The following is a 25,836-nucleotide window of genomic DNA, read 5'->3' on the forward strand; positions in this document are numbered from 1 at the left end:
AAATGTCTGGTGAATATACGGTTTCCCGGGAAGACTGGTCGCTACACCGCAAAGGTGAAATTGATCGGGAACGCCACCGGGAAAAGGTTAGAGAAGCCATTAAAAAAAATTTGGCGGATGTAGTCAGTGAAGAAAGTATTATTTTATCGGATGGACGCAAGGTAGTTAAGGTGCCCATCCGATCCCTGGAGGAATATCACTTCCGTTTTGACAGTGGTAAACGTAAACATGGCGGGCAGGGCCAGGGTGGCACTAAAAAAGGGGATGTGCTGGGCAGCGACCAGAAGCAAGCCGCTGGCCCGGGCAAAGGTAAAGGTGCTGGAGAAGAACCGGGGGTCGATTATTACGAGGCCGAAATTACTATTGATGAATTAGCCCAGCTGATTTTTGAGGATTTAGGATTGCCTAATTTGCAGCAAAAGAAAAAGCCTGAACTGGCTTCCGAGGCTTTTGAGTTTAAAGATATCAGGAAAAAGGGTATTTCCAGTAACATAGACCGCAAAAGGACTATTTTGGAAGCCCTAAGGCGCAATGCCAGACAGGGGCAACCAGGCATTGGCAAGATAACCAGGGATGATTTACGCTATAAAACCTGGGACATCACATATAAGTATGAAAGCAATGCTGTAGTGCTGGCTATGATGGATACGTCGGGTTCAATGGGGCCATACGAAAAATACATTGCCCGTAGCTTTTTCTTTTGGATGGTACGATTTTTACGCACTAAGTATCAAAATGTGCAAATAGTTTTTTTGGCGCACCATGTGGAAGCCAAGGAAACCACTGAGGAGGAGTTTTTTACCAAGGGGGCCAGTGGGGGCACCCGTTGTTCCTCGGTATACAAACTTGCTCTGGAGATAATAGAAAATCGCTATAATCCACAGGATTATAACATTTATGCTTTTCATTTTTCCGATGGAGATAACCTGACTTCGGATAATGAAAAGTGTGTAAAATATGTGAGTGAATTGCTAAACGTATGTAATTTGGTTGGCTACGGAGAAATTGAAGGGCCCTATTATTATACCAGTACGTTACGGACCGCTTTTAAAAAATTAGTCGACCCCAAGTTTACCAGCGTGGGTATCAAGGGTAAAAGCGATGTATATCCTGCCCTGAAAACTTTTTTTAATCCCCATCCGGAAAACAAAGCGCAGTAAGGGGAGGTGTAGATTTGCATCCAAAAGAAGAAATTAAATTACTGGAAAAAGCTATTGAGGAAATAACTGCTATAGCTAAAAAGTTTAATCTGGATTTCTATAACATGTACTTTGAAATTTGTCCGCCGGAAATCATTTATTCATTTGGTTCTTACGGTATGCCCACCCGTTTCTCGCACTGGACCTTCGGCAAGGCGTATCACAAAATGAAAACGCAATATGATTATAATCTTAGCCGGATATATGAAATGGTTATCAACACTGATCCCTGTTACGCTTTTTTGCTGGAAGGAAATTCGCTGGTGCAAAATAAAATGGTTATTGCCCATGTTTTGGCGCACTGCGACTTTTTTAAAAACAACTATTATTTTAGCAGAACATCCAGAAAAATGGTGGAAAGTATGTCGGCGGCTGCTGACCGCATCAGGAGTTACGAATTTAAATACGGGCGGGATAAGGTGGAAGGTTTTTTGGATGCGGTGATTTCATTACAAGAAAATGTAGACCCCGAACGGCATATTGATCCAGACGGAGGCAAAAATAAAAAACGTAAAACAAAAACCCAGACTTGTTGCCAGGGGCCGACCTGTTCCGGTGGTAAATGCTGTCAGGATGGCTGCCGCCAAGATGGTCACCAGCAAAATAGTTCAGACCTGAGCACCCCTTATGATGATTTGTGGGATTTGGATAATCGTGAATACAGTAGTAAACGCGGGGAAGTAGAAGACGAGGTAAGAAGAATTCCTGAGCAGCCGGAAAAGGACCTGTTGCTGTTTATGATGAATTACGGACGGGATTTATATGAGTGGCAAAAGGATATAATTTCCATTATCAGGGAAGAAATGTTGTATTTCTGGCCTCAGATGCAGACAAAAATTATGAACGAAGGTTGGGCTACCTACTGGCATATGCGTATTATGCGGGAAATGGATTTAACTGGAGATGAAGCGGTGGAGTTTGCTAAGACCCACTCAGGGGTTATCCAGCCGTCAAAATATGGTATCAACCCCTATTATTTAGGACTGAAGATGTTTGAAGATATTGAAAAAAGATGGGATAACCCCAATGATGAAGAAAAGAAAAGATACGGGCGCCCAGGTGGTGAAGGTAAACGGAAAATTTTTGAGGTCCGTGAAACCGAGAACGACTTGTCTTTTATACGCAACTATTTGACCAGGGAACTAGTCGAAGAACAAGATCTGTATTTGTTTAAAAAAGTTGGTTATGACTGGAAGGTTACTGATAAGGATTGGGAACAAGTGCGGGATGGTTTGGTGGCGAATCTGTATAATTGCGGACTGCCGTATATTGTAGTGGAGAACGGTGATTTTGGCAAGCGGGGGGAAATCTACTTAAAGCATGTACATGAAGGATCGGATCTGGATATTTATTATCTGGAAAGAACACTGCCCCATGTATTTAAAATTTGGGGGCGGACGGTGCATCTGGAAACAGTAGTGGATGGTAAGAAAGTGCTGTTTACCCATAATGGAGATAAAGTAAGTAAAAAAGTTATTTAAACAAGTAATACTTTACAAAACGATACCGCCATGTTGGCGACTTTCAACATATACCCCGCTATGGGGTATCTTTTTTGGGCAAAATCTCTTATGTCAGCAGGGTGATCGTTTAAGATATTTCCAGTAATGTTAAAGTATTGACTTCAATTCTTTAGTTAGTTAAACTATATGAAGTAGAATGTTATAACTTGTCGAAGGAGATGAAATAATTGTGTAGAACCAAATATTTATGGCTGGTGGTGCTGGTACTGGGCCTGGCGCTGGTAGTGGCAGGTTGCGGCGGCGATTCGACGGATAAATCTGATGGACAAGCTATGAACGAGGATACCGAAAAAACCACCTGGGAACTGATTCAAGAAAAGGGCGTCATGACCGTTGGTTTAGACGACACTTTCCGCCCTATGGGATTCCGGGATGAACAGGGCAATTTGGTTGGTTTCGACATTGACATGGGCGAGGAATTTGAGAAACGCCTGGGCATTACCGTAGAGTGGATTCCAACCGACTGGAGCGGTGTGAATGGTGCATTAAATGCCAAGAAATTTGACGTAGTTATTAACGGTATGAGTATAACTGAAAAGCGCAAAGCGGAAATTGATTTCTCCATACCATACGTTAATGCCAGTATCGGTATGGCGGTGCTCACGGACAATATGGACATTAACACTAAAGATGATTTACAAGGTATAGTAGTGGCCACTCAGGCCGGAAGTTCCGGATATGAAGCCTGTAAATCATTGGTGGAAGAGGGTATCATTGAGGAGGATAGCCTTAAACAGTACAACCAGTACCCTGAAGCCTTTTTGGATCTATCCATTGGGAGGGTTAATGTGGTAGTGGTTGATGTGACCACAGCCGAAGATTATATCAGCCAAAAGCCGGATACGTACAAAATCGTTGAACAGCCTTTGGTGGAAGATATGTACGCTATAGGTCTACGGAAAGAAGATCAGGATTTGAAGGAAGTACTGGATAAAACTTTAACAGAAATGATGGAAGATGGCACATTGACCGAGATTTCGAAAAAATGGTTTGATGGTAAAGACATGATTGCTATGCCGGAATAACAATACAGGGCGCGAATTTCGCGCCCTATCAAGCTTTAAGCTGATTAACGGGGTGTATAATATTGCGCATCGGCCCAATCGACGTGGAATTTTTGCTGGCCATAATGCCGATTCTATTTAAAGGTGCATTAATGACCATTGAACTAACTGTGCTGGCCATATTTTTCGGCACAATTATCGGATTATTTGTTGCGCTAATGAAAATTTCTCGCTTTAAATTGCTATCTGTTATAGGTAGTTTTTATACCTGGGTTGTCCGCGGCATACCGTTATTAGTGCAGTTATTTATTTTGTACTATGGTTTGGCACAATACCTTGACATTCAACTAACCCCAAAGGCCGCGGCGGTGCTGGGGTTAAGCATTTGTGGCGGCGCGTATATTGCGGAAATCATCAGGGCGGGAATTCAATCTATAGACAAGGGCCAGATGGAAGCTGCCTTATCCCTGGGTATGTCCTCCGCCCAGGCCATGCGCAGAATAATTTTGCCCCAGGCCTACCGGCGTCTTTTGCCGCCCATGGGCAATGAATTTATTGCCTTGATGAAAGATACATCGCTGGTTTCGGTGATAACAATGGTGGAACTGATGCGCAGTGGTATACTGCTTAATACTACCTACTTTCGTTCTATGGAAATATATTTAACAGTGGGTATTATATATTTAATTATGACTACTTTTTTTATCTATATTATCAGTCGCCTGGAAAAACGTCTGGCTATATCCGATGGTGATTAACGGAAGGTGAAATGATGTGATAGTTGCGGAGCGCGTTAATAAATATTTTGATAAGCTGCATGTTTTAAAGGATGTCAGTCTTACTGTGGACAGAGGTGAAGTGGTAGTCATCATCGGTCCCAGCGGCTCCGGCAAGAGCACCTTCTTGCGCTGTTTGAATTACCTGGAAACCATTGATGACGGTTATATTACCATGGAGGGCCAGCCCATCGGCAAAAGGAAACTACCCGATGGCCGGTTGGTGGATGACAGTAGAAAAAATATCTACCGTTTACGAAGCCGCATGGGCATGGTCTTTCAGCGGTTTAATTTGTTCCCGCACCAGACGGCTTTGCAAAATGTGATGGAGGGACCTATTACGGTGTCTAAAACTCCGTTTGCTGAAGCAAAGGTTCGGGCTGTAACATTACTGGCCAAGGTAGGGTTATCCGATAAGGCCGACGTTTACCCTGTGCAGCTGTCAGGCGGGCAGCAGCAGCGGGTGGCCATTGCCCGGGCGTTGGCCATGCAACCACAGGTTATGTTGTTTGATGAACCTACCAGCGCCTTGGACCCTGAATTGGTGGGTGAGGTGCTGGAGGTGATTAAGGATCTAGCTCGAGATGGTATGACCATGGTGGTGGTTACTCATGAAATGAGTTTTGCCCGGGAGGTGGCTGATCGGGTCATTTTTATGGATGATGGTAGGATCTTGGAAGATGCCAGCCCGCAAAAGATTTTCTCCAACCCAGCCCACCCCCGTGCCAAAGAATTCTTGAGCAAAATATTGTAGCTAAATATCCTATTATTTTTTATATGGTGGCAATTCATAACCAGATACACTAATAGCAGGAACAATTTACCCCCTTATGTACGGGGTTATTTTTTTTGTTTAAAATCAATAATAAAATTGATGCAGCTTTTTTGTAACTGTTATGTTCATATTTCGGTATTTCCCAAGGACGGTGAAATTATGCGGGCTCTTTGGAAAGGTGCAATTACTTTTGGGCTAATTTATGTTCCCGTGAAAATGTATGCCGCCACCGAAAAAAAAGATGTTAAGTTTAACTATTTACATGCCCAGTGCCACACCCCGCTGCGTTACGTACGCTATTGTCCTCACTGTAACAAAGAAGCAAAAACCGATGAAATAGTGCGGGGTTATGAATATGAAAAGGGCCAGTATATAACCGTTACAGAAGATGAACTGGCCGGCTTGTCAGGAGAAAAAAATCGAAGCGTGGATATTATTGATTTTGTTGATATGCAAAAAATTGATCCGGTTTATTTTGACCGCTCCTATTATTTGGGCCCGGGGGAAGGCGGTAAAAAAGTGTACGAACTATTAAGACAATCCATGCTTGAGACAAACCGGGCGGCTATCGCACTAATCACTATCAGGAACAGGGAGTCTTTGGCTGTTATCAGGCCTACCCAGCAGGCTTTAATTATGGAAACTATGTTTTATGCTGATGAAGTGCGTTCGGTTGAACAAGTTGAGGAAATTGGAGGTCAGGTTAACCTGCATGAGAATGAAGTAAAGATGGCGGTAAATTTAATTGATAACTTGTCCACAGATTTTGAACCAGGTAAGTATACCAGTGTTTACCGTGAAAAGCTACATGAAATAATCAGGGCTAAAATTGCCGGTGATGCTGTGGTGGAGAAACCGGCTGCCCCTGCAGCAGAAAATGTAGTTGATCTTATGTCCGCGCTTAAAGCCAGCATTGAAATAGCCAAGGAAGAACGTGGTAACCGGAAAAGGCGCCAGGCGGCGGGAAAAGGATCATGAATTCAGTTGTTAATAGCGTTCTTCCACTGGTAAAACCAATGCTGGCGGTCCCCGCCCAACCCTTTGATGATCCCGATTACTTTTTTGAAATCAAATGGGATGGTTATCGCTGCCTGGCCTATTTGGATGGTCAAACCAATCTGGTTTCTAGAAATCTTAAGAATATTACCGGTACCTTTCCGGACCTGGGTGGTTTATGCCACTGCGTAAATGATAAACCAATGGTGCTGGATGGTGAAATTATTGTATTAGATGGCGGTAAACCATCCTTTGACGCTTTGCAGTCCCGGGCCAAGCTGGTGGACAAACACCGGGTCGGGCGAGCGGCCAATAACCTGCCCGCTATTTATGTAGCTTTTGATATTTTATATCGCCGGGGTAAATCAATGATGCAGTTTTCTTTAAGCGAACGCCGAGATTGTCTGCAAGCCATTGCTAAGACAGATAATAATTTTATAATTTCCGAGCCGGTGCGTGGGGGAGGCGTTGCATTTTACCAGGCCTGTGTTGATAGGGGGCTGGAAGGGGCCGTTGCCAAAAAGATTGACAGCAAGTACAGACCCGGTACTCGCTCGGTATACTGGAAAAAACTGCGACATACCCGTGTGGCTGATTTTGTTATCTGTGGATACCGGCAAGGGCGGGGTGGTAGAATGCTGGGTTCACTGGTGCTAGCCGCCTGGAACGGAACAAGTTTTATTTACCAGGGTATGGTGGGCAGCGGTCTCAGCTGGGATGAAGAGGTTTTTTTGCTAAAAAAACTAGTCCATCTTGGCACGCCCAATCCTCCTTTTAAAGGCAACCCGGTACCGGTGCGGGATGTACAGTGGCTACGGCCCCGGCTAGTCTGTCAGGTGGAGTATTTAACTCTCACCCGGGGGGGCATTTTGCGGCATCCGGTATATAAAGGTCTGCGTGCGGATAAGGCACCCGAGGAATGCGCGCCGGCCGGGCAACAAAATTAATTTAAAATGTACGTATATATAATAAACCTGGTAGTACATGTTTTTCCAATTTATTTATAGAGCATATATGGTAATTATAGCCATTTGTAAGGAGGTGGTGTCCCAGTGGCCGAGATAAGGCGGGAAATGGTAGAGATACATGGGCGAGTATTGACCCTTACTAACCTTGATAAGCCTTTTTGGCCTGAAATGGGCTTAACCAAAGCTCATTTAATAAAATACTACCTTGATATGGCACCTTATATTTTGCCATACATTTATAACCGGCCGCTGGTCATGAAAAGATATCCCGATGGTATAAAAGGAGATTTTTTTTATCAAAAGGAATGCCCTTCATACGCGCCTGAATGGGTGGAAACTTACCCGGTTCGGCATACCGGTAAAATTACCAATTATGTGGTGTGTAATGACACTGCAACCCTGATTTGGTTAGCCAACCAGGGTTGCGTGGAAATTCACGCCTGGCTAAGCCGGATAGAGGACGTTGATTATCCGGATCTGGCCATATTTGATTTAGATCCCGCTGAAGGGGTGTCCTTTGCCGAGGTGTTGAAAGTGGCCCTATTGGTGCGGGATATGCTGGTTGAATTCGCCTTAACCGGATTTCCCAAAACATCAGGCTCAAGCGGGCTGCATATTTTTATTCCCTTGACGAAAAGGTATACCTTTGCTGAAATAACTGAAGCCATGAAAAGTATGGCCGAAATAATCGTCAGGGCCTATCCCGAAAGGGTAACCACGCAAAGAAGTATTTCCAAGCGTAAAGGGAAGGTTTATCTTGACTATCTACAAAACGGTCGGGGTAAAACCATGGCTTTTATATACAGCCTCAGGCCGCTGCCGGGAGCCCCCGTATCCACACCTTTAACCTGGGCGGAAGTGGAAGAAAAAAATATTAAGCCGGGTTGTTTTAATATGGAGAATATTTTAAAGCGAGTGAAAGCTGTCGGTGATTTATTTAACGGCTTTATGGAAACAAAAAATAACATTGATTTGTTTGTCGAAAAAAGGAAACCATTAATACTTGATGCTAATACTATTGATTCAGATCCTTTTTAAAGTATAATGGACAATAGAGTTTTTGGAACAAGCAGGAAAAATCCTGTCGATCTTGAACATGATGCTGTAATGGTATTGAAAATGACCCGGGTGGTGATCGGATGAATGAAAAAATATACTGGCTTGCCTGGCATATTATCTTGGCTGGGCAAGCCCGCAAGTTTTGGACAATCATGGAGCACTTCGGCACAGCTAAGCATGCTTGGTGTGCCCCTGACAGTGATTTTAATTACCTGGCGGGTTCACGCCAGGGAAATAACGGGGCAATGCTAGTGCGCCGAAAACAATGTGATTTATCCAAAGTGGCTAGCTATTTGGATGATAAAGATACTAGCGTTATCTTTTATCATGATGCCGAATACCCCGGGCAGTTAAAAAATATTTATGACCCACCGCCGGTTTTATTTTTACGCGGCAGCGAGGATTGTCTGGAAAGTGTCTCCGTGGCCTTGGTGGGCGCAAGAAAAGCTACTCCCTATGGATTAAGTGTGGCGGAGAAACTGGCCGGGGATTTGGCCGGGGCCGGGGTAGCTGTGGTTAGCGGCATGGCCCGGGGAATAGATGCTGCCGCTCACCGCGGGGCACTAGATGCCGGAGGTAGTACTATTGCTGTGCTGGGTTGTGGGGTTGATGTGATTTACCCCAGGGAAAACGGCAGGCTAAAGAGTAGCATTATGCAAAACGGTGTGGTAATTAGCGAATTCCCACCGGGCACCCCGCCGGATTCCTGGCATTTTCCGGTACGGAACCGGGTGATTAGCGGTCTGTGTAAGGTAGTGGTTGTTGTAGAGGCCGCAGAGAGGAGCGGTGCATTAATAACTGCTCATGTTGCGCTGGAGCAGGGCCGGGATGTGATGGCGGTGCCGGGAAATATTACATCCAAGCTGAGCAAAGGTCCCAATGCACTGATTAAGCAGGGAGCGGCACCAGTGCTGGGTGCAGGTGATATTGTAGAGGAATTGGGCCTGGCATTAATTAAACAGCCTTTACCCAGCGATTCCGCAAATGGTTTAAAATTAAACGATCATGAAAAACTATTGCTTAAACTACTAAATTATGAAGCTGTTTCCCTGGAAGTAATCGTTCAAAAGTCGGGGCTTGCGGCCGGGGAGGTAATGTCGGCATTAATGTTTCTGGAAGTGAAGGGATTGATCAGACAAATGCCCGGCAGGTTATACGCGCTGTCCGGTAAATAATGTTCTAAAAAACAGTGCTTTAGGATAGATTTTATAAAACGGTATCCGGTAGGGTTATTGTTTACCGGTTATTGAACCTAAGACTTGAGGTGAACTGTGTGGCAAAAACTTTAGTAATTGTGGAATCACCGGCCAAGGCTAAAAGCCTGGGCAAGTTTCTTGGCAAAAAATATACAGTTAAAGCGTCAATGGGGCATGTGAGGGATCTGCCAAAAAGTCAATTCGGGGTTGATATACAAGAAGGTTTTAAACCCAAGTATATAACTATTAGAGGTAAGGGCGATATAATTAAAGAATTAAAGGCTGCCACCAAAAAGGCTGATAAAGTACTGCTGGCCTCCGACCCTGACCGGGAAGGGGAAGCCATTGCCTGGCACCTGGCCAATGTGTTAAATATTAATGAACAAGATCCGTGCCGGATTGCATTTAATGAAATTACCAAGCAAGCGGTACAGCAGGCTGTCAAGCACCCGCGCCCTGTTGACAGGCGCAAAGTGGATGCCCAGCAGGCCAGGCGCATTCTGGACAGGTTAGTTGGCTATAATTTAAGCCCGCTGCTATGGCGCAAGGTTAAAAAAGGCTTAAGCGCCGGGCGGGTGCAATCGGTGGCTATGCGTTTGATTTGTGACCGTGAAGAGGAAATTCAGGCTTTTGAACCGGAGGAATACTGGTCTCTAGCCGCTAAACTGGTCAAGGGGAGAACGGGCAGTCTGGTGGCTAAATTACATAAAATTGACGGGCAAAAAGCGCATATTCCAGATGAAGCGCATGTCAATGAAATTAGAGATGATTTGCAAAAAGAATCATTTGAAGTAGCTAAAATTACCCGGCGGGAGAAAAAGAGGCAGCCTGCTCTACCCTTTACCACCAGCAGTATGCAGCAAGAAGCCTATCGTAAATTAAATTTTACGGCCAGGAAGACTATGATGGTGGCCCAGCAGCTTTATGAAGGTCTGGATTTGGGTAAAGAAGGCCCGGTGGGCTTGGTTACTTATATCCGTACCGATTCCACCCGGATAGCCGAAACCGCGGAGCAAGAAGCAGATTCCTTTATTGTCGAGCGCTTTGGTGCCGGATATGTCCCTGCCGAGAAAAGGCGTGTGGCACCCAAGGGCCGGTCCCAGGATGCCCATGAGGGTATCAGGCCCACCTCTGTGCTGAGGGAACCGGATAATATTAAACAATTTTTAACCCGCGATCAATACAGGTTATACAAGTTGATTTGGGAAAGATTTGTGGCCAGCCAGATGAGTCCTGCGATTATTGATACCACCAGCGTGGATGTTCGGGCGGGAAAGTACATTTTCAGGGCCAATGGTTCCATTATTAAATTTCCCGGTTTTATGCAGGTTTATATTGAGGGGCGAGACGATGAAGAGGAAACCGGCGAAAGTAAAACATTGCCGGAGCTGCAGGAAGGTGAGCAATTAAAACTACGTGCCCTGGTACCTAAACAGCACTTTACCCAGCCACCGCCCAGGTTTACTGATGCCACCTTAATAAAAACCTTGGAGGAGAAGGGTATTGGCCGGCCAAGTACTTATGCGCCCATTGTTGATACTATACTTAAAAGAGGCTATGTAGTAAGGGAAAAGAAAAATTTTTATCCCACCGAGCTTGGTTTAGTGGTGGTGGACTTGCTGAAAAAATATTTTTACAATATTATTGATGTTGAGTTCACAGCAGCAATGGAGCAGAAATTAGACGATATCGAAGAAGGGGATGTAAACTGGGTCAGTATTCTCGAAGATTTTTACATGCCCTTTGAAGAACTGCTGGAGGTAGCGGACAAGGAGATAGAACAGATTCAGGTGGAGGACGAGGTTACTGACGAAGTATGCGAGCTGTGTGGTAGAAATATGGTCATTAAAATGGGTAGATACGGAAAGTTTTTGGCTTGCCCGGGGTTTCCGGAATGTAGGAATGCCAGACCATTACTGGAGCCCACCGGTGTATCTTGCCCCAATTGCAGCGGCGAGCTGGTTTTAAGACGCAGTAAAAAGGGAAGAAAATTTTATGGTTGCAGTAATTACCCGGAATGTGAATTCGTGGTTTGGGACCAGCCTACCAATCGTAAATGTCCTATTTGTGGCAGCATGATGGTTTTAAAGGAAAATAAAAAGGGCCAGGTGTATCACTGCACCAATAAGGAGTGCGGGGCTAAGGTCGAAGCAGTAGATGAAGAAGAAGGAGACAATCATAATGCTTCCGCAGGTGAGGCGAATGATTCGGTTAACGCCTACTAAATGCGGTATACAGCTTAATTACAGAGGTGGCGATATTGCAAAATCCATTAATCATTATCGGTGCAGGTCTAGCCGGGTCCGAGGCGGCCTGGCAGGCGGCCCGCAGGGGTATACGGGTACATCTTTATGAAATGCGGCCTCAAAAGAGCACACCGGCGCATCAAACCGGTTATTTTGCCGAACTTGTTTGCAGCAACTCGCTGAGGGCCCGGGCATTGGAAAACGCAGTTGGTTTATTAAAGGAAGAAATGCGCAGGCTGGATTCCATTATCATGCAGTGTGCCGATAGCCACAGCGTGCCGGCTGGGGGCGCGCTGGCTGTGGACCGGGAGGATTTTGCCCTTGCTGTTACCGGTATGCTGGAAGAACATCCGTTAATTACGGTATACAGGGAGGAATGTACTGATATAACTAGCGGTGTTGTGCTTGTGGCCTCGGGTCCTTTGACTTCTGACCGGCTGGCGGAGAGAATCAGGGAGTTTACAGGGCAAGAATATTTATATTTTCATGATGCCGTGGCTCCTATAGTTAGTCTGGAATCAATTAATATGGATAAAGTTTTCTGGTCTTCCCGCTATGGCAAGGGTGAGGACGACTATATGAACTGTCCCATGAATGAGTACGAGTATACAGCCTTCCAGCAAGCTTTGGCCACTGCCGAGCGGGCACACCGCAAGGATTTTGATCAAGAAATCAATTTCGAAGGCTGTATGCCCATCGAGGTGCTGGCCCGGCGGGGAGAGGATACCATGCGATTCGGGCCGCTGAAACCTGTGGGGTTGATTGATCCGCGTACAGGTAAAAGACCATATGCCGTGGTACAGTTGCGCAGGGATAATGCAGCCGGAACTATGCTAAATATCGTTGGCTTTCAAACCCATCTCAAATGGAGCGAACAAAAACGCGTGTTCAGTATGATACCTGGTTTAGAACAGACCGAGTTTATGCGCTATGGAGTAATGCACCGCAATACATATATCAATTCTCCAGTGTTGTTAAAACCGACCTATCAGTGCAAATTGAAGGAGGATTTATTTTTTGGCGGGCAGATAACGGGGGTAGAGGGGTACGTGGAATCTGCCGCTTCGGGGTTGGTGGCAGGTATAAACGCCGCTTTACTGATTCAAGGCCGTCAGCCGGTGGTTTGGCCGGCCCAAACAGCCCACGGCGCTTTGGCTCATTACATAACATCAGCAGATGCCCGTCATTTCCAGCCCATGAATATTACTTTCGGCCTTTTCCCACCACTGGCAGAGAAGGTGCGGGATAAAAAGAAGCGCTATGCTATGTATGCCAGCCGGGCGCTGGAAAAAATGGAACAATTGCAGGCACTGATACAATAAAAAGAGGTGGCCCAAATGTTGGTTGGCTGGATAGAAATCATATCGGCAGTATATTCATAAGGGTATACTGCACGTGTACATAACGTAAAGTAATATGACCATTGTGAGGTAAAATAATGTACGCTTATATGGATGGGTTTTTTGTATATTTGCAGACGGAAAAAAATGCATCACCAAATACTATCAAAAATTATGATAACGATTTATATGATGGACTGATATTTTTTGCCCGGGCTCTAGCCAAGGATGACTATAGTATTCACCCTGCCCAGATTACAAAAAATCTTTTTAGAAGCTACCTGGCGGACATGCATGCGCGGCAAAAATCCGGTGCCACTATCGCCAGGCGGATGTCGACCTGGCGGTCATTTTTCAAGTACCTGTGCAGGGAGGGGGTACTTGAGGATAATCCTCTCGTCAGAGTCAATACTCCCAAGCGTGACAGAAGATTGCCAATCTTTTTGGCGGAAGAGGAAATGAAGCAGTTAGTGGAATGTCCCCCGCAGCAAAAACTATTGGGTGCCCGGGATCACGCTATTCTTGAAACTTTATACAGCGCAGGTATTAGAGTCAGTGAACTGGTGGGTATTAATATTAGTGATATTGATCTGAATACGGGGACAATAAAAGTTACTGCCAAGGGGGATCGGGAACGACTGGTTCCTCTGGGTAGCTACGCCTTGGAAGCTATACGTTTTTATATGAATCAGGTGCGTCCGCAGTTAATTGATGTAAATCAAGGGCGCCAGGATGCTCTTTTTTTAAATAATAAAGGTGGCCGGCTTACGGACCGGGGGGTGCGCTGGCTGGTTAAGCGATATGTCCAACAGTTGCGTATACATATAAAAACCAGCCCCCATACATTTCGGCATTCATACGCCACTCATCTATTGGACAACGGGGCTGATTTGCGTTCGGTGCAGGAACTGCTCGGACACGCGCGGCTTTCCACCACCCAGATTTACACTCATTTAAGCAAGGAACGCGTAAAGCGTGTTTATGATCAATGTCACCCCAGGGCGTGATAGAAAAATTTGCTCTAAAAGGAGAATGACAAATGTTTCATGCCACCACTATAGTGGCCGTTAAGCAAGGTAAAGAAGTGGCAATGGCCGGCGACGGTCAGGTAACCCTCGGACAAAATACAGCACTAAAACATAATGCCCGCAAATTGCGCCGCTTGCATGGCGGAGCTGTACTAGCCGGATTTGCCGGTTCGGTGGCCGATGCTATTACTTTATTTGAAAAGTTTGAGGGTAAACTTGAATCATACCAGGGTAACATGAAGAGGGCAGCGGTTGAATTGGCCAAAGAATGGCGAACAGATAAATATTTGCGCCGCCTGGAGGCACTGCTGCTTGTGGCCGATAAAGAATGTATACTGGTTATTAGTGGCAGCGGTGAAGTCATTGAGCCTGATGACGGGGTGGTTGCTATTGGTTCCGGTGCGCCATACGCTATGGCGGCTGCCCGTGCGCTGGTCAAACATGCCAAACTGAGTGCCGCAGAAGTGGTTCGGGAAGCTATGTTCATAGCAGCTGAAATTTGTGTGTATACCAATGATCATATAACTGTAGAGACATTATAAAAACGGAGGTTTTCAGTATGAATTCGCTAACTCCCAGGCAAATTGTTGCGGAACTTGATAAATACGTCGTTGGTCAAAACCAGGCAAAAAAGGCGGTAGCCATTGCGCTGCGCAACAGGTACCGGAGGAGTAAACTGCCCGAAGATTTGCGGGATGAAGTTATGCCTAAAAATATATTGATGATCGGCCCAACGGGTGTGGGTAAAACTGAAATAGCGCGCAGGCTGGCTAAACTGGTTAAGGCGCCGTTGGTAAAAGTGGAGGCTACCAAGTTTACTGAAGTGGGCTACGTAGGCCGGGATGTTGAGTCGATGGTACGCGATCTGGTGGAAACATCTATTCGCATAGTGCGCAGCGAAAGGATGGCTATGGTAGAAGAAAAAGCTGAAAGAATGGCCAACGAACGAATTATAGAGCTGCTGGCCCCCCTGCCCAGGGAAGATAAGCCGCTGCGTAACCCCCTGGAAATGCTGTTTGGTGCCGGTCGGCAGCCGGATCAAACGGAAAATGTCCAGTATCAGCAAATGGCCAGCCGGGTTAAATTTGAGAGGGAAACCTTGCGGGAGAAGCTGGCTAGGGGTGAGCTGGAAGGAGAATACGTGGAAATTGAGGTTGAAGACAGCAGGCCACCCATGATGGAAGTATTTACGGGCTCGGGCGTGGAAGAGATGGGTGTTAATATAAGTGATATGCTGGGCAACATTTTCCCCAAGAAAAAGCGCCCACGCAGGTTAACAGTTACTGAAGCACGCAAGATTTTAACTCAGCAGGAGGCTCAAAAGCTAATTGACATGGACGAGGTGACGTCATCTGCCATACAGCTGGCGGAAAACGATGGTATTATATTTCTGGATGAAATAGATAAAATTGCTATGCGTGAGGGGGGCGCCGGTCCTGATGTTTCCCGGGGCGGTGTGCAGCGGGACATACTGCCCATAGTGGAGGGATCCACGGTGATGACTAAGTACGGCCCTGTTAAGACAGATCATATATTGTTTATTGCAGCCGGTGCCTTTCACATGTCTAAACCGTCAGATTTGATCCCCGAACTCCAGGGACGTTTTCCCATTAGGGTGGAACTGGCTAGCCTTACTAAGGACGATTTCTGGCAAATATTAGTTGAGCCAAAAAATTCTTTAATCAGGCAATATGTTGAACTATTGCGCACTGAAGGGGTTGAGGTTATATTTTCGTCAAACTCTCTTGTGAAAATTGCCGAAATCGCTTATACTGTAAATGAGCAAACAGAAAATATCGGTGCCAGGCGGTTGCACACTATCATGGAAAAGCTGCTGGAAGATATATCTTTTGATGCTACAGAGATTGAGAATAAGTCGTTTAGTATTGATGAACATTATGTGGTTAAAAAGCTTGGTGATGTAGTTAAGGATCAAGATCTGAGTAGGTATATACTTTAATTCACAAGTTATCATAAAATATAGGCAACTTCTTTATAATACGCCATGGAAGGTTTGACCGAATGTTTAAAGGGCTATGCGCTTTAAGCTATGCGATTTGCTGCAATGATTACAGCCGGTCAAAAAATATTTGCTGTTATATATTTAAAAAGTATTAGCAATTGAATTAGTATAAGAAAGAGGCGATGTAGCTTGCGTAATTTACTTGGTAAAACCCGATCTATTAACAAGGTTTTACAAAAATCTGCGGGTTATCCGGTTGATTTTAAGGAAATATCGGCAATATTAAGTGAGATTATAGAATGTAGTGTTTATATATTGGATCGCCGGGGAAAGGTGCTAGGGTTCAGTTATTTAAGAGGATTTGTCTGTGATATTATGGAAAACATTGTTGAATCACCGGCGGGTTTTCCGCGCGATTATAATGAAAACCTGCTGCGCATTAATGAAACGCATGCTAATATATGTCAAACTGTTAATGCATGCGCCTTTAACCATGAGATTAAGTGTGAATATAACAAAATAACCACTGTTGTGCCAATTGTGGGTGCAGGTGCCAGGTTGGGGACACTGGTACTGGCTAAATATGAGGAAAACTTTGCTGATGAGGATTTGATTTTAGCTGAACTTGGCGCTACTGTTGTGGGGATGGAAATACTGCGAGCCCGCCAGGATCGTATGGAAGAGGAGGCCAGGAAACGAGCTGCTGTGCAAATTGCCATAGGCACCCTGTCCTATTCTGAACTCGATGCAGTACACCACATATTCAAACAGCTTGACGGCGATGAGGGATTGTTGGTGGCCAGTAAAATAGCGGACCGGGTTGGCATTACTAGATCTGTAATTGTAAATGCTCTGCGTAAGTTTGAAAGTGCCGGCGTTATTGAATCAAAATCTCTGGGTATGAAGGGTACTTTTATAAAAGTATTAAATGACCGTTTGCTGGAAGAATTAGATAGAATTAAGGAACATTAAAATAAAAGGCCAACATATAACTAAGATCCACGAAAGGTAGCCATTGAGGAAGTGGCTACTTTTTTTTATCTGTATTTAATAGGCAGCCTTGTCACGGGTTAAACTTTATGTTAGAATACATCCTGGTGTTAAATACACACGCTGCCGGATTTTGCGCAGGTGGTTCCCCGTGGGGGCCCTGGGAGAGATGATGGCAGCGGAGGAAAAAACCGGCGGGGGAGGAGGTGTTAATACCAGTGGCCGTAATATCTATGAAACAACTGCTCGAGGCGGGTGTTCATTTTGGACACCAAACCCGGAGATGGAACCCCAAAATGGCTCCTTACATTTTTACAGATCGTAATGGCATTTATATTATTGACTTGCAAAAAACTGTAAAAAAAGTCGAGGAAGCATATAACTTCGTCAAATCTACCGTTCAGGAAGGCGGCAATATCCTTTTTGTCGGTACTAAAAAACAGGCTCAGGAATCAGTTCGAGAAGAAGCTGAACGATGCGGTATGTTTTATGTCAATCAGCGCTGGCTTGGTGGCATGTTGACTAATTTCCAGACCATCCGCAGGCGGATTGACAGGCTGCATGAACTTGAAAAGATGGAGCAGGATGGGACAATGGATAAGTTGCCTAAAAAAGAAGTGGCAGAGCTATTGCATGAAAAAGAAAGATTAGCTAAGTTTTTAGGCGGTATTAAGGAAATGCGTCGTTTGCCCCAGGCATTGTTTGTTATTGACCCGCGCAAAGAGCGCATTGCCGTTGCAGAAGGGCGTAAATTAGGCATCCCTATTGTAGCTATCGTGGATACCAATTGTGATCCTGACGAAGTTGACTATATTATACCCGGTAATGATGATGCCATTAGGGCGGTCAGGCTTTTAACCGCAAAAATGGCTGATGCCGTGATTGAAGGCAACCAGGGTGAACAAACTGCTGAATAACTTGTTGGCGGGGGATTAGCCTGGGAAGGTAACCCCTGCTTTTTTTCTATTTGCTTAAATTTTTGGATATAATAGTACATTACAATAAAAAACATGTATAGGGGGGTTATTAAATGGCCGAAATAACTGCGGCAATGGTAAAGGAACTACGGGAAAGATCCGGTGCAGGTATGATGGACTGTAAAAAAGCACTGTTAGCGACAGAGGGTAATATTGAAAAGGCCATTGATTTTCTACGTGAAAAAGGTTTAGCTTCCGCAGCTAAAAAATCCGGCAGAATTACTGCAGAGGGCCTTGTCGAGTCCTATATTCATGCCGGGGGGAAAATTGGTGTATTGGTAGAAGTAAACTGTGAAACTGATTTCGTAGCTAAAACCGATGAGTTCAAAGAGTTGGTGCGGGATATTGCTATGCAGATTGCTGCTGCTCGCCCCCAATACGTAGCTAGGGAAGAAGTACCCGAGAGCATGGTTGTTAAGGAAAGGGAAATTTTAGCTGCCCAGGCGGCAAATGAAGGAAAACCCGAAAAAATTATTGAAAAAATGGTAGAAGGTAGGATTGAGAAGTTTTATAAAGAGATTTGTCTGCTGGAACAGCCTTTTATTAAAGATCCGGACAAAACCATTAAGCAGCTGGTGACTGAAAAAATAGCTAAAATCGGAGAAAATATTTCGGTGCGCAGGTTTGTTCGCTATGAGCTTGGCGAGGGACTGGAAAAAAGGCAGGATGATTTCGCTGCGGAAGTAATGGCACAGGCAGGAAAATAATATAGGTACAAAAAGGAATTTTAATATTTACGTAGAATAATTAAAATGAAGTGACGGGAGGTTATATGGCCCCAATGGATGCACCCAAGTATAAAAGGGTCGTATTAAAGCTTAGCGGTGAGGCATTGGCCGGGACCATGGGATATGGTATAGACCCGGAGGTTGCATATTCAATAGCGGTTCAGATAAAAGAAGTGGTCCAACTGGGCGTTGAGGTGGCAGTGGTTGTTGGCGGCGGCAATATATGGCGCGGTGTAGCGGGTAGCACCAAGGGAATGGACAGGGCCACAGCTGATTATATGGGCATGCTGGCCACAGTAATCAACTCCTTGGCCTTACAGGACGCTTTGGCTAAACATGAAGTTGACACCAGGGTGCAAACTGCCATTGAAATGCGTGAAGTGGCTGAGCCATATATCCGCCGGCGAGCTATCAGACACCTGGAAAAGGGGCGGGTGGTAATTTTTGCAGCTGGTACGGGAAATCCGTACTTTTCTACGGATACCACCGCTGCTTTGCGGGCTGCTGAAATAGAGGCCGAGGTGATTTTAATGGCCAAGCGGGTTGACGGTGTTTATGATTCTGACCCGCTGAAGAATGAGAATGCTATTAAATTTGGTCAGCTAAGTTATATTGATTTGTTAAATAAAGGGCTTGGCGTAATGGATTCAACAGCTACCTCCCTGTGTATGGACAACCGCATTCCATTGCTTGTTTTTGGGCTTAATGAGCCGGGAAATATTAACCGGGCTGTTTTAGGCGAAAATGTTGGAACATATGTTGGAGGTGATTTGAATGACACTTCTGTCTGACACCGAGAAAAATATGAAAAAAACGGTGGAAGTAGTTAACAAAGAGTTTGCTTCTTTACGTGCAGGAAGGGCTACTCCTGCTTTATTGGATAAAATTATGGTGACGTACTATGGTACCCCCACACCGATAAACCAGCTGGCTAATATTACCACTCCAGAAGCGCGATTGCTTGTTATCCAGCCATGGGATAAGACTGCGATGCCTGAGATCGAAAAAGCTATTTTAAAATCTGATTTGGGGATTACACCGGCCAGTGACGGTAACATTATCAGGTTGGCCGTACCGCAGTTGACCAAGGAAAGAAGAGCCGAGCTGGTTAAAGTGATTAAGAAGAAGGCAGAAGAAGGCCGTGTTGCCGTACGTAATTTGCGCAGGGATGCCAATGATGGATTAAAAAGCCAGCAAAAAAACGGAGATATTTCTGAAGATGAATTGCGGCGTTTGCAAGATGAAGTGCAAAAACTTACTGATAAATACATAAAGGAAATCGATGCATTATTTGCTGCCAAGGAAAAGGAGATTTTAACAGTTTAGACTCTTTTACTGGTATATGAATGAATTATTGGACAGACTGTCCAAGTGACTATTACGATGTTTTTTGGTGACTTAGAAGTAATTCGCGGTGATAAATATGAAAATTAACGACCTCTTGACTTTGGAACTTGATACAGCATTGGAGCTATGCCGTTCGACGGGTTGGCGGGTTGAGGTGGAATTTACATCGCCACCCCGTGGTGAAATGACAGGACGGTACAGGGTACTTCGTGGACGTGAGCTTCCCGGCAGCATTGTTATGCTAACGGTGGCTAAAGATGTTCCAGGGAAGGAGGTGTAACGTTGGCATATAGAATTACCGATGATTGTCTGGCATGTGGTACTTGTCTGGAATCCTGCCCTAATGACGCGATTATAGAAGGCGATATATATAAGATTGATGCAGACAAATGCGAGAATTGTGGAACTTGTATTGAGGAATGCCCCACCGGAGCCATTATTGAAGAATAATGGAACAACCCCCTCGTTTCCGGAGGGGGTTGTTTTATAATAAGAAAGGGGAACCCGGAATGTTTAAACGGCTGTTAGGCAACCGTCCCAAAAATGCTGTTTCCACGAAAAAGAGTATTAGTGAAGACGAATTATTGAAACAGCTGGATATTGCCAAACTGCCGGTTCATGTAGCGATTATCATGGACGGCAATGGGCGGTGGGCCATCCGGCGGGGGGCACCCAGGTCGTTTGGGCACAGGACCGGCGTCAATGCTTTGCGTCAGGTGGTAAAACTTTGCGTGGAACTCAAGTTAAAGCATTTAACGGTGTATGCCTTTTCCACTGAGAACTGGAAAAGGCCGCACGAGGAAGTTAACATATTGATGAATCTATTGGTCGAGTACCTTAATAAAGAAATTGATGAATTGTGCGCCAATAACGTGCGGGTACATCCTATGGGCATATTATCCGATCTCCCGGACAAAGCCCGGGAGGCTGTGGATATGGCCGCCCGGCGCAGCAAAAATAATACCGGGCTTGTTTTTAACGTAGCCCTTAATTACGGTGGTAGATCCGAACTGCTTAAAGCTGTGCAGGAAATTGGGCAAAAAATTAGCAGTGGTGATTTAAAAGTGGAGGAAATTAATGAGCAAGTTATCGCTGATCATTTATATACAGCGGGCCAACCTGATCCCGATTTGTTAATCAGGCCGGCAGGTGATTATCGGGTGAGCAACTTTCTACTGTGGCAGTTGGCCTATACAGAATTCTGGCTTACAAATACCTTGTGGCCGGATTTTGGCAGAAAGGAACTATTACAGGCTTTACTGGATTTTCAGCGACGGGAAAGGCGCTTTGGTGGGCTGTTGAAAAATTAACTGTTAACTGTATAGACTGTAACTTGTAGTAAAATATGGATAGATTTTATCCCGGGCTGGTGATTTGGTGTTTTGGCAGAGGGTATTGAGTGCAATCATTGGAGTTCCTATTTTATTTGCTGCGGTGTGGTATGGTGGCGTTGTCTTATTGATCGTAACCGCAGTATTGATGTTATTAGGAGCCCGGGAAATTAGTATGATATTTTCCAGGCTGGAAATGCAAGTGCCCCAAATTATGATTATACCGGGTTGTCTTTTTTTGGCCGCTGCGGCATATCAATATAAAGGGGGCTATCCGGCTGATGCTTTGATAATAATTTTAATATTTTATCTGGTGCTTATGACCGCGTTTTACCCGAGGTTTACTCCTATCGATGTGGCGATATCCTTTTTTGGTACTATATATGTAGGATTACTTATTTTTCTTTTTTTAATCAGTACATTGCCAAACGGCCTAATATGGCTGGTATTAGTGCTGGTTTGTACCTGGTCCAGCGATACTCTGGCTTATTTAGTCGGTCGCCGGTGGGGTAAGCGGCGTATGGCCCCTGAGCTAAGTCCCGGCAAGACATTGGAAGGGGCTGTGGGAGGTGTACTGGGCAGTACCATTGCGGCTTGGGTGGTAGTAATGTCTTATAGTCCGCTACCGTTATGGCCGGTGTTGTCACTAGGGTTTATCACCGGGCTGGCGGCTCAGATCGGTGATTTAGTAGAGTCCGCTATTAAGCGTCTGGCTGGTATTAAGGACGCCGGCAATCTGATACCCGGTCACGGGGGTGTCCTGGATCGTTTCGACAGTATGCTGTTCACAGCTCCACTGGTATATTATTATGTGGTCTTAATATTACATAATTGAGGTGAATTAGTTGCCGCGGACGGTAATAAAAATTTTATATGTGCTGGCGGGTGCGGTGACGCTGCTGGCCATTTACCTTGCTGCGAAATATGCGGTACCCGAAATGCTAGCGTGGTTATTATATTTACTGGCCGTATTATTTCCGTTCTTGCTGGCGATTATTTTTAGTATTTTTATGGAACCACTGGTGGTTTTTTTTAGTCGTAACGGAAAGTATTCCCGATCAATTACCGTGCCTGTTAGTATGTTGGTTTTTTTTGGAAGCATTGGCACTGTACTAACTTGGATTATTTTAAGGTTGGTTAAGGAATTGAGTGACCTTTCCGTGACGCTGCCCCAAAGGGTTGAAAAAACGCAACAGTTTATTGATTTGTGGGTGAAAAAAGGAGTTTTATTTTACGGTACTTTGCCGAAAAGTGTAACGGATAATTTGAAGGAATCTTTGAATAGCTTAACCAATACCATGCAGCACTGGGCCGGTGAACTAGTTAGTGTTTTACTTACTATAATAAGCGGTATTCCAAGTGCTATTATGATTTTACTGTTTTGTTTAATAGCCACTTATTTTTTCAGTAGAGATAGAGAAAAAATAGCCCGGCTTTGGTTGAGGATAGTACCTCCACCGTGGGGTGCGCAAGTTTTGGAAGTAAGCCGGCAGGTAGCCTTGGCATTTCAGTCATATGTACGGGCTCAATTTATTTTAGTCTCCATTACAGCTTTTCTAAGCATTATTGGCCTGTATTTCATAGGAGCAAGTTATGCCCTGACTATAGGTTTGTTGATTGGTTTTTTGGATATGATACCGGTATTGGGCCCGGGTACTATTTATATCCCTTGGGCTATTTGGGCTTTTATCACCGGCGATATGCTGTTGGGTGCTAAGCTTATAGTGCTTTATTTGCTGGTGATGGTTATAAGGGGCGTACTTGAGGCCAAAGTGGTAGCTGCTAATTTGGGGCTTCATCCCTTAGCCGTATTGATTGCCATGTTTGTAGGATTGAAAACCGTAGGAGTACTCGGGCTTGTATTAGGCCCCATGCTGGTTATTGCCATACAGGCGGCAGTAAAAGCGGGAAGTTCTAGTAAGTAAATGAATACAATAAAGTGGAGAATATCATGAAGCAACTAGCAATTTTAGGTAGTACCGGATCCATTGGCCGCCAGGCTTTACAGGTCTTGGATGATTTCCCTGATGATATTCAGCTGATGGCACTTGCCGCCGGAAATAATAAGCAATTGCTATTGGAACAGGTTAAAAAATACAAGCCACTTTTAGTTTCTCTTCAAAAGGAAGATGATGCGCTATGGCTGCGGCAACAGCTGGACGGGCGGCAGAAAATAGAAATACATTATGGCCTTGAGGGCCTACTTGCGGTGGCTGCTTTTTCCGGCGCTGATACTGTTTTAACCGCTATATCTGGTGCGGTGGGTCTTTTACCCACCGTGGAGGCTATCAAGGCTGGTAAAAACATTGCCTTGGCCAATAAGGAAACACTGGTGGCGGCCGGTGAATTAGTCATGCGTATGGCTGGGGAATATGGCGTTACCATTTTGCCGGTGGACAGCGAGCATTCGGCCATTTGGCAGTGCATAAACGGTGAAGATAGACATAATGTGGCCAGGATCTTGCTTACTGCCTCCGGGGGACCATTTCGCAATTATAAACCCGATCAAATGGCCGGTATAACTCCCTCCAGAGCCCTTAATCATCCCAACTGGCAGATGGGCGCTAAAATAACAGTGGACTCGGCTACATTAATGAATAAAGGCCTTGAGGTTATCGAGGCCAGGTGGTTGTTTGACGTTGCTTATGATAATATAAAAGTGGTGATACACCCACAGAGCATTATCCACTCCATGGTGGAATATATAGATGGCTCTGTGCTGGCCCAAATGGGCGTTCCAGATATGCGTCTACCCATTCAGTACGCTCTTTTTTATCCCCGTCGGTTGGCGGGAGGTGCACCAAGGTTACAGTGGCCCATTGGTAACTTGACCTTTGAAGAACCGGATATTGCACGGTTTCCATCACTGGAACTTGCTTTTCAGGCGGGGCGGGTGGGAAAAACTATGCCAGCGGTGTTAAATGCCGCTAACGAAGTGGCTGTACACGCTTTTTTGGCTGGAAAAGTTGAATTTACAGCTATTCCTAAGTTAGTGGCAAAAGTTATGGAAGGGCATAGCCCGGTTACATTCGCTTCCTTGGAAGATATACTGGAGGCGGATCGCTGGGCACGCCGTCGGGTGGAAGAAATAATTATCCAATAAGACATTATCTTGCTGGAATAGGTTCTATACCAATGGTTGAGTACCTTTTTGTAAGCACCTTTTTGCTTACTGTTAAGTTTTTAATTGTAATGCAACATGCTAAAAATAAAATAAAGGATGGTCTGTATGGCTACCTTCTGGGCATCAGTTTTTGTTTTTGCTATATTGATATTTTTTCATGAGCTGGGTCATTTTGCCGTGGCCAAAGCGGTGGGTATAAAAGTTCATGAGTTCAGCTTGGGATTTGGACCTAAATTATTTGGCCAAAACCGTGGAGGCACTGATTACAACTTGCGGTTATTACCTTTGGGCGGATTTGTGCGCATGGCCGGTATGGATCCCGAAGAAGAGGACGTAGAGGAAGGCAAGGGTTTTAACGATAAATCTGTACTGCAGCGTATGGCGGTAATAATAGCTGGTCCGCTGATGAACTTTTTACTGGCGGCGGTATTGATGGCAGTTACATTTATGTTGCAGGGTATGCCTGTGTCGGGCACAACCGTTGCCAGCGTTATGCCCGGGCAGCCGGCTGAGCAAGCGGGTATTAAGTCTGGTGACCAAATTTATTCCATAGCGGGTAAAAAGGTTGCAGACTGGGAAGAAATTATATCAACCATTAGCAGTCGACCCGGTCAGCCCACTGATTTGGTGATTATAAGAGATAATCAAAGGATAGAGCTAACTATCACTCCCGTCGTAGGTGAAGAGGGTAGGGCCATGATCGGCATCTCCCGTGTACAAAAATTAAACCCGCTGGCTGCGCTTGCCAATGGCTTCAAGCTTACTTTCCAGGTAACAGTATTGATAGTGGAATTTGTCGGTAAGATGATCGTTGGCCAGGCACCTGCGGATTTGGGCGGACCGGTGAGGATGGTTTGGGAAATTGACCGGGCGGTGGATACGGGTTTCTACTACTTGTTGTATTTGGCTGCCTTTTTAAGTATCAATCTGGGGTTATTCAATTTGTTCCCCATTCCTGCGTTGGACGGCAGTAGAATAATGTTCCTTGGTTTGGAAGGTTTACGAGGGCGTCCCGTAGATCCCTCCAAGGAGAATTTTATACACATGGTGGGGTTTGGGTTGCTGCTATTACTGGTTGTTTTTGTCACCTATAATGATGTTTTACAGCTGTTTAACCAAAGTCCCTAAATATTATGTAATGTTAATCAGTATTTAAATCATGACAAAAACCCCGGTGCTAGGTATAGCTGCCGGGGTAAAAATTTGGGCTCGGAGCGGGTCCCTTGGAAAAACTTTTACCAAAATGTTATAATATATTTGGTTTGT

At 45.0% G+C, this 25,836-nt stretch carries 26 protein-coding genes; all 26 read left to right on the forward strand.

Features of this window, described 5'->3' with window-relative positions; all coding sequences use genetic code 11:
- Nucleotides 1–2 precede the first annotated feature (2 nt).
- The 26 genes from yhbH (at nt 3) to rseP (ending at nt 25,698) form a co-directional block, all read left to right on the forward strand.
- On the forward strand, nt 3–1,160 hold the full coding sequence (gene yhbH, locus DESGI_RS08600) for a sporulation protein YhbH (RefSeq protein WP_006522440.1): 1,158 nt from the start codon (nt 3–5) through the stop codon (nt 1,158–1,160).
- A gap of 14 nt (nt 1,161–1,174) precedes the next feature.
- Nucleotides 1,175–2,680 carry a SpoVR family protein gene (locus DESGI_RS08605; RefSeq protein WP_006522441.1) on the forward strand — a complete coding sequence of 502 codons (1,506 nt, stop codon included), beginning with the start codon at nt 1,175–1,177 and terminating at the stop codon, nt 2,678–2,680.
- Between the two features lie 209 nt (nt 2,681–2,889).
- Nucleotides 2,890–3,747, forward strand: a complete 858-nt coding sequence (locus DESGI_RS08610) for a transporter substrate-binding domain-containing protein (protein ID WP_006522442.1) — start codon at nt 2,890–2,892, stop codon at nt 3,745–3,747.
- 62 nt (nt 3,748–3,809) lie between these two features.
- Entirely contained in the window at nt 3,810–4,484 is a 675-nt protein-coding gene (locus DESGI_RS08615) for an amino acid ABC transporter permease (protein ID WP_015617953.1), read from the forward strand.
- Between the two features lie 16 nt (nt 4,485–4,500).
- Nucleotides 4,501–5,256, forward strand: coding sequence for an amino acid ABC transporter ATP-binding protein (locus DESGI_RS08620; protein ID WP_006522444.1), 756 nt, complete (start codon nt 4,501–4,503; stop codon nt 5,254–5,256).
- A 180-nt stretch (nt 5,257–5,436) separates the two neighbouring features.
- Nucleotides 5,437–6,255, forward strand: coding sequence for a non-homologous end joining protein Ku (gene ku, locus DESGI_RS08625; RefSeq protein ID WP_006522445.1), 819 nt, complete (start codon nt 5,437–5,439; stop codon nt 6,253–6,255).
- Nucleotides 6,252–7,220 carry a non-homologous end-joining DNA ligase gene (gene ligD, locus DESGI_RS08630; RefSeq protein WP_006522446.1) on the forward strand — a complete coding sequence of 323 codons (969 nt, stop codon included), beginning with the start codon at nt 6,252–6,254 and terminating at the stop codon, nt 7,218–7,220. The genes ku and ligD (DESGI_RS08630) overlap by 4 nt, the downstream gene beginning before the upstream one ends.
- Before the next feature lie 105 nt (nt 7,221–7,325).
- Entirely contained in the window at nt 7,326–8,279 is a 954-nt protein-coding gene (gene ligD, locus DESGI_RS08635; protein WP_006522447.1) for a non-homologous end-joining DNA ligase, read from the forward strand.
- A gap of 101 nt (nt 8,280–8,380) precedes the next feature.
- Complete coding sequence (gene dprA / locus DESGI_RS08640; RefSeq protein ID WP_006522448.1) at nt 8,381–9,475, forward strand: DNA-processing protein DprA; 1,095 nt, start codon at nt 8,381–8,383, stop codon at nt 9,473–9,475.
- Nucleotides 9,476–9,573: 98 nt separating this feature from the next.
- Nucleotides 9,574–11,721 (forward strand): type I DNA topoisomerase, encoded by a 2,148-nt coding sequence (gene topA / locus DESGI_RS08645; RefSeq protein ID WP_006522449.1) that lies wholly within the window; start codon nt 9,574–9,576, stop codon nt 11,719–11,721.
- Between the two features lie 35 nt (nt 11,722–11,756).
- Entirely contained in the window at nt 11,757–13,064 is a 1,308-nt protein-coding gene (gene trmFO / locus DESGI_RS08650; protein WP_006522450.1) for a methylenetetrahydrofolate--tRNA-(uracil(54)-C(5))-methyltransferase (FADH(2)-oxidizing) TrmFO, read from the forward strand.
- Nucleotides 13,065–13,180: 116 nt separating this feature from the next.
- Nucleotides 13,181–14,089, forward strand: coding sequence for a tyrosine recombinase XerC (gene xerC / locus DESGI_RS08655; protein WP_006522451.1), 909 nt, complete (start codon nt 13,181–13,183; stop codon nt 14,087–14,089).
- A gap of 32 nt (nt 14,090–14,121) precedes the next feature.
- On the forward strand, nt 14,122–14,652 hold the full coding sequence (gene hslV / locus DESGI_RS08660) for an ATP-dependent protease subunit HslV (RefSeq protein ID WP_006522452.1): 531 nt from the start codon (nt 14,122–14,124) through the stop codon (nt 14,650–14,652).
- A 17-nt stretch (nt 14,653–14,669) separates the two neighbouring features.
- Complete coding sequence (gene hslU, locus DESGI_RS08665; protein WP_006522453.1) at nt 14,670–16,070, forward strand: ATP-dependent protease ATPase subunit HslU; 1,401 nt, start codon at nt 14,670–14,672, stop codon at nt 16,068–16,070.
- Between the two features lie 192 nt (nt 16,071–16,262).
- The gene (gene codY / locus DESGI_RS08670; RefSeq protein WP_006522454.1) at nt 16,263–17,045 is read left to right on the forward strand and encodes a GTP-sensing pleiotropic transcriptional regulator CodY; all 783 of its coding nucleotides are present in this window, start codon (nt 16,263–16,265) and stop codon (nt 17,043–17,045) included.
- Between the two features lie 236 nt (nt 17,046–17,281).
- Entirely contained in the window at nt 17,282–17,980 is a 699-nt protein-coding gene (gene rpsB / locus DESGI_RS08675; RefSeq protein ID WP_006522455.1) for a 30S ribosomal protein S2, read from the forward strand.
- A gap of 113 nt (nt 17,981–18,093) precedes the next feature.
- The gene (gene tsf / locus DESGI_RS08680; protein WP_006522456.1) at nt 18,094–18,747 is read left to right on the forward strand and encodes a translation elongation factor Ts; all 654 of its coding nucleotides are present in this window, start codon (nt 18,094–18,096) and stop codon (nt 18,745–18,747) included.
- 74 nt (nt 18,748–18,821) lie between these two features.
- Nucleotides 18,822–19,559, forward strand: coding sequence for a UMP kinase (gene pyrH / locus DESGI_RS08685; RefSeq protein WP_041285336.1), 738 nt, complete (start codon nt 18,822–18,824; stop codon nt 19,557–19,559).
- On the forward strand, nt 19,543–20,094 hold the full coding sequence (gene frr / locus DESGI_RS08690; RefSeq protein WP_006522458.1) for a ribosome recycling factor: 552 nt from the start codon (nt 19,543–19,545) through the stop codon (nt 20,092–20,094). The genes pyrH and frr overlap by 17 nt, the downstream gene beginning before the upstream one ends.
- An 88-nt stretch (nt 20,095–20,182) precedes the next feature.
- The gene (locus DESGI_RS08695; protein ID WP_041284831.1) at nt 20,183–20,395 is read left to right on the forward strand and encodes a hypothetical protein; all 213 of its coding nucleotides are present in this window, start codon (nt 20,183–20,185) and stop codon (nt 20,393–20,395) included.
- Nucleotides 20,396–20,397: 2 nt separating this feature from the next.
- A complete protein-coding gene (fdxA, locus tag DESGI_RS08700) occupies nt 20,398–20,565 on the forward strand; it encodes a 4Fe-4S ferredoxin (RefSeq protein WP_006522459.1) in 168 nt (55 codons plus the stop codon).
- Nucleotides 20,566–20,624: 59 nt separating this feature from the next.
- Nucleotides 20,625–21,425 carry an undecaprenyl pyrophosphate synthase gene (gene uppS, locus DESGI_RS08705; RefSeq protein WP_041285337.1) on the forward strand — a complete coding sequence of 267 codons (801 nt, stop codon included), beginning with the start codon at nt 20,625–20,627 and terminating at the stop codon, nt 21,423–21,425.
- A gap of 67 nt (nt 21,426–21,492) precedes the next feature.
- A complete protein-coding gene (locus DESGI_RS08710; RefSeq protein WP_041284832.1) occupies nt 21,493–22,281 on the forward strand; it encodes a phosphatidate cytidylyltransferase in 789 nt (262 codons plus the stop codon).
- Nucleotides 22,282–22,291: 10 nt separating this feature from the next.
- A complete protein-coding gene (gene ytvI / locus DESGI_RS08715; protein ID WP_006522462.1) occupies nt 22,292–23,371 on the forward strand; it encodes a sporulation integral membrane protein YtvI in 1,080 nt (359 codons plus the stop codon).
- Nucleotides 23,372–23,397: 26 nt separating this feature from the next.
- Nucleotides 23,398–24,549: a 1-deoxy-D-xylulose-5-phosphate reductoisomerase gene (locus tag DESGI_RS08720; protein WP_006522463.1), complete on the forward strand. Its 1,152-nt coding sequence runs from the start codon at nt 23,398–23,400 to the stop codon at nt 24,547–24,549.
- 126 nt (nt 24,550–24,675) lie between these two features.
- Entirely contained in the window at nt 24,676–25,698 is a 1,023-nt protein-coding gene (gene rseP / locus DESGI_RS08725) for an RIP metalloprotease RseP (RefSeq protein ID WP_006522465.1), read from the forward strand.
- Nucleotides 25,699–25,836 lie beyond the last annotated feature (138 nt).

This window comes from Desulfoscipio gibsoniae DSM 7213 (assembly GCF_000233715.2).
GTDB classification, from domain to species: domain Bacteria; phylum Bacillota; class Desulfotomaculia; order Desulfotomaculales; family Desulfallaceae; genus Sporotomaculum; species Sporotomaculum gibsoniae.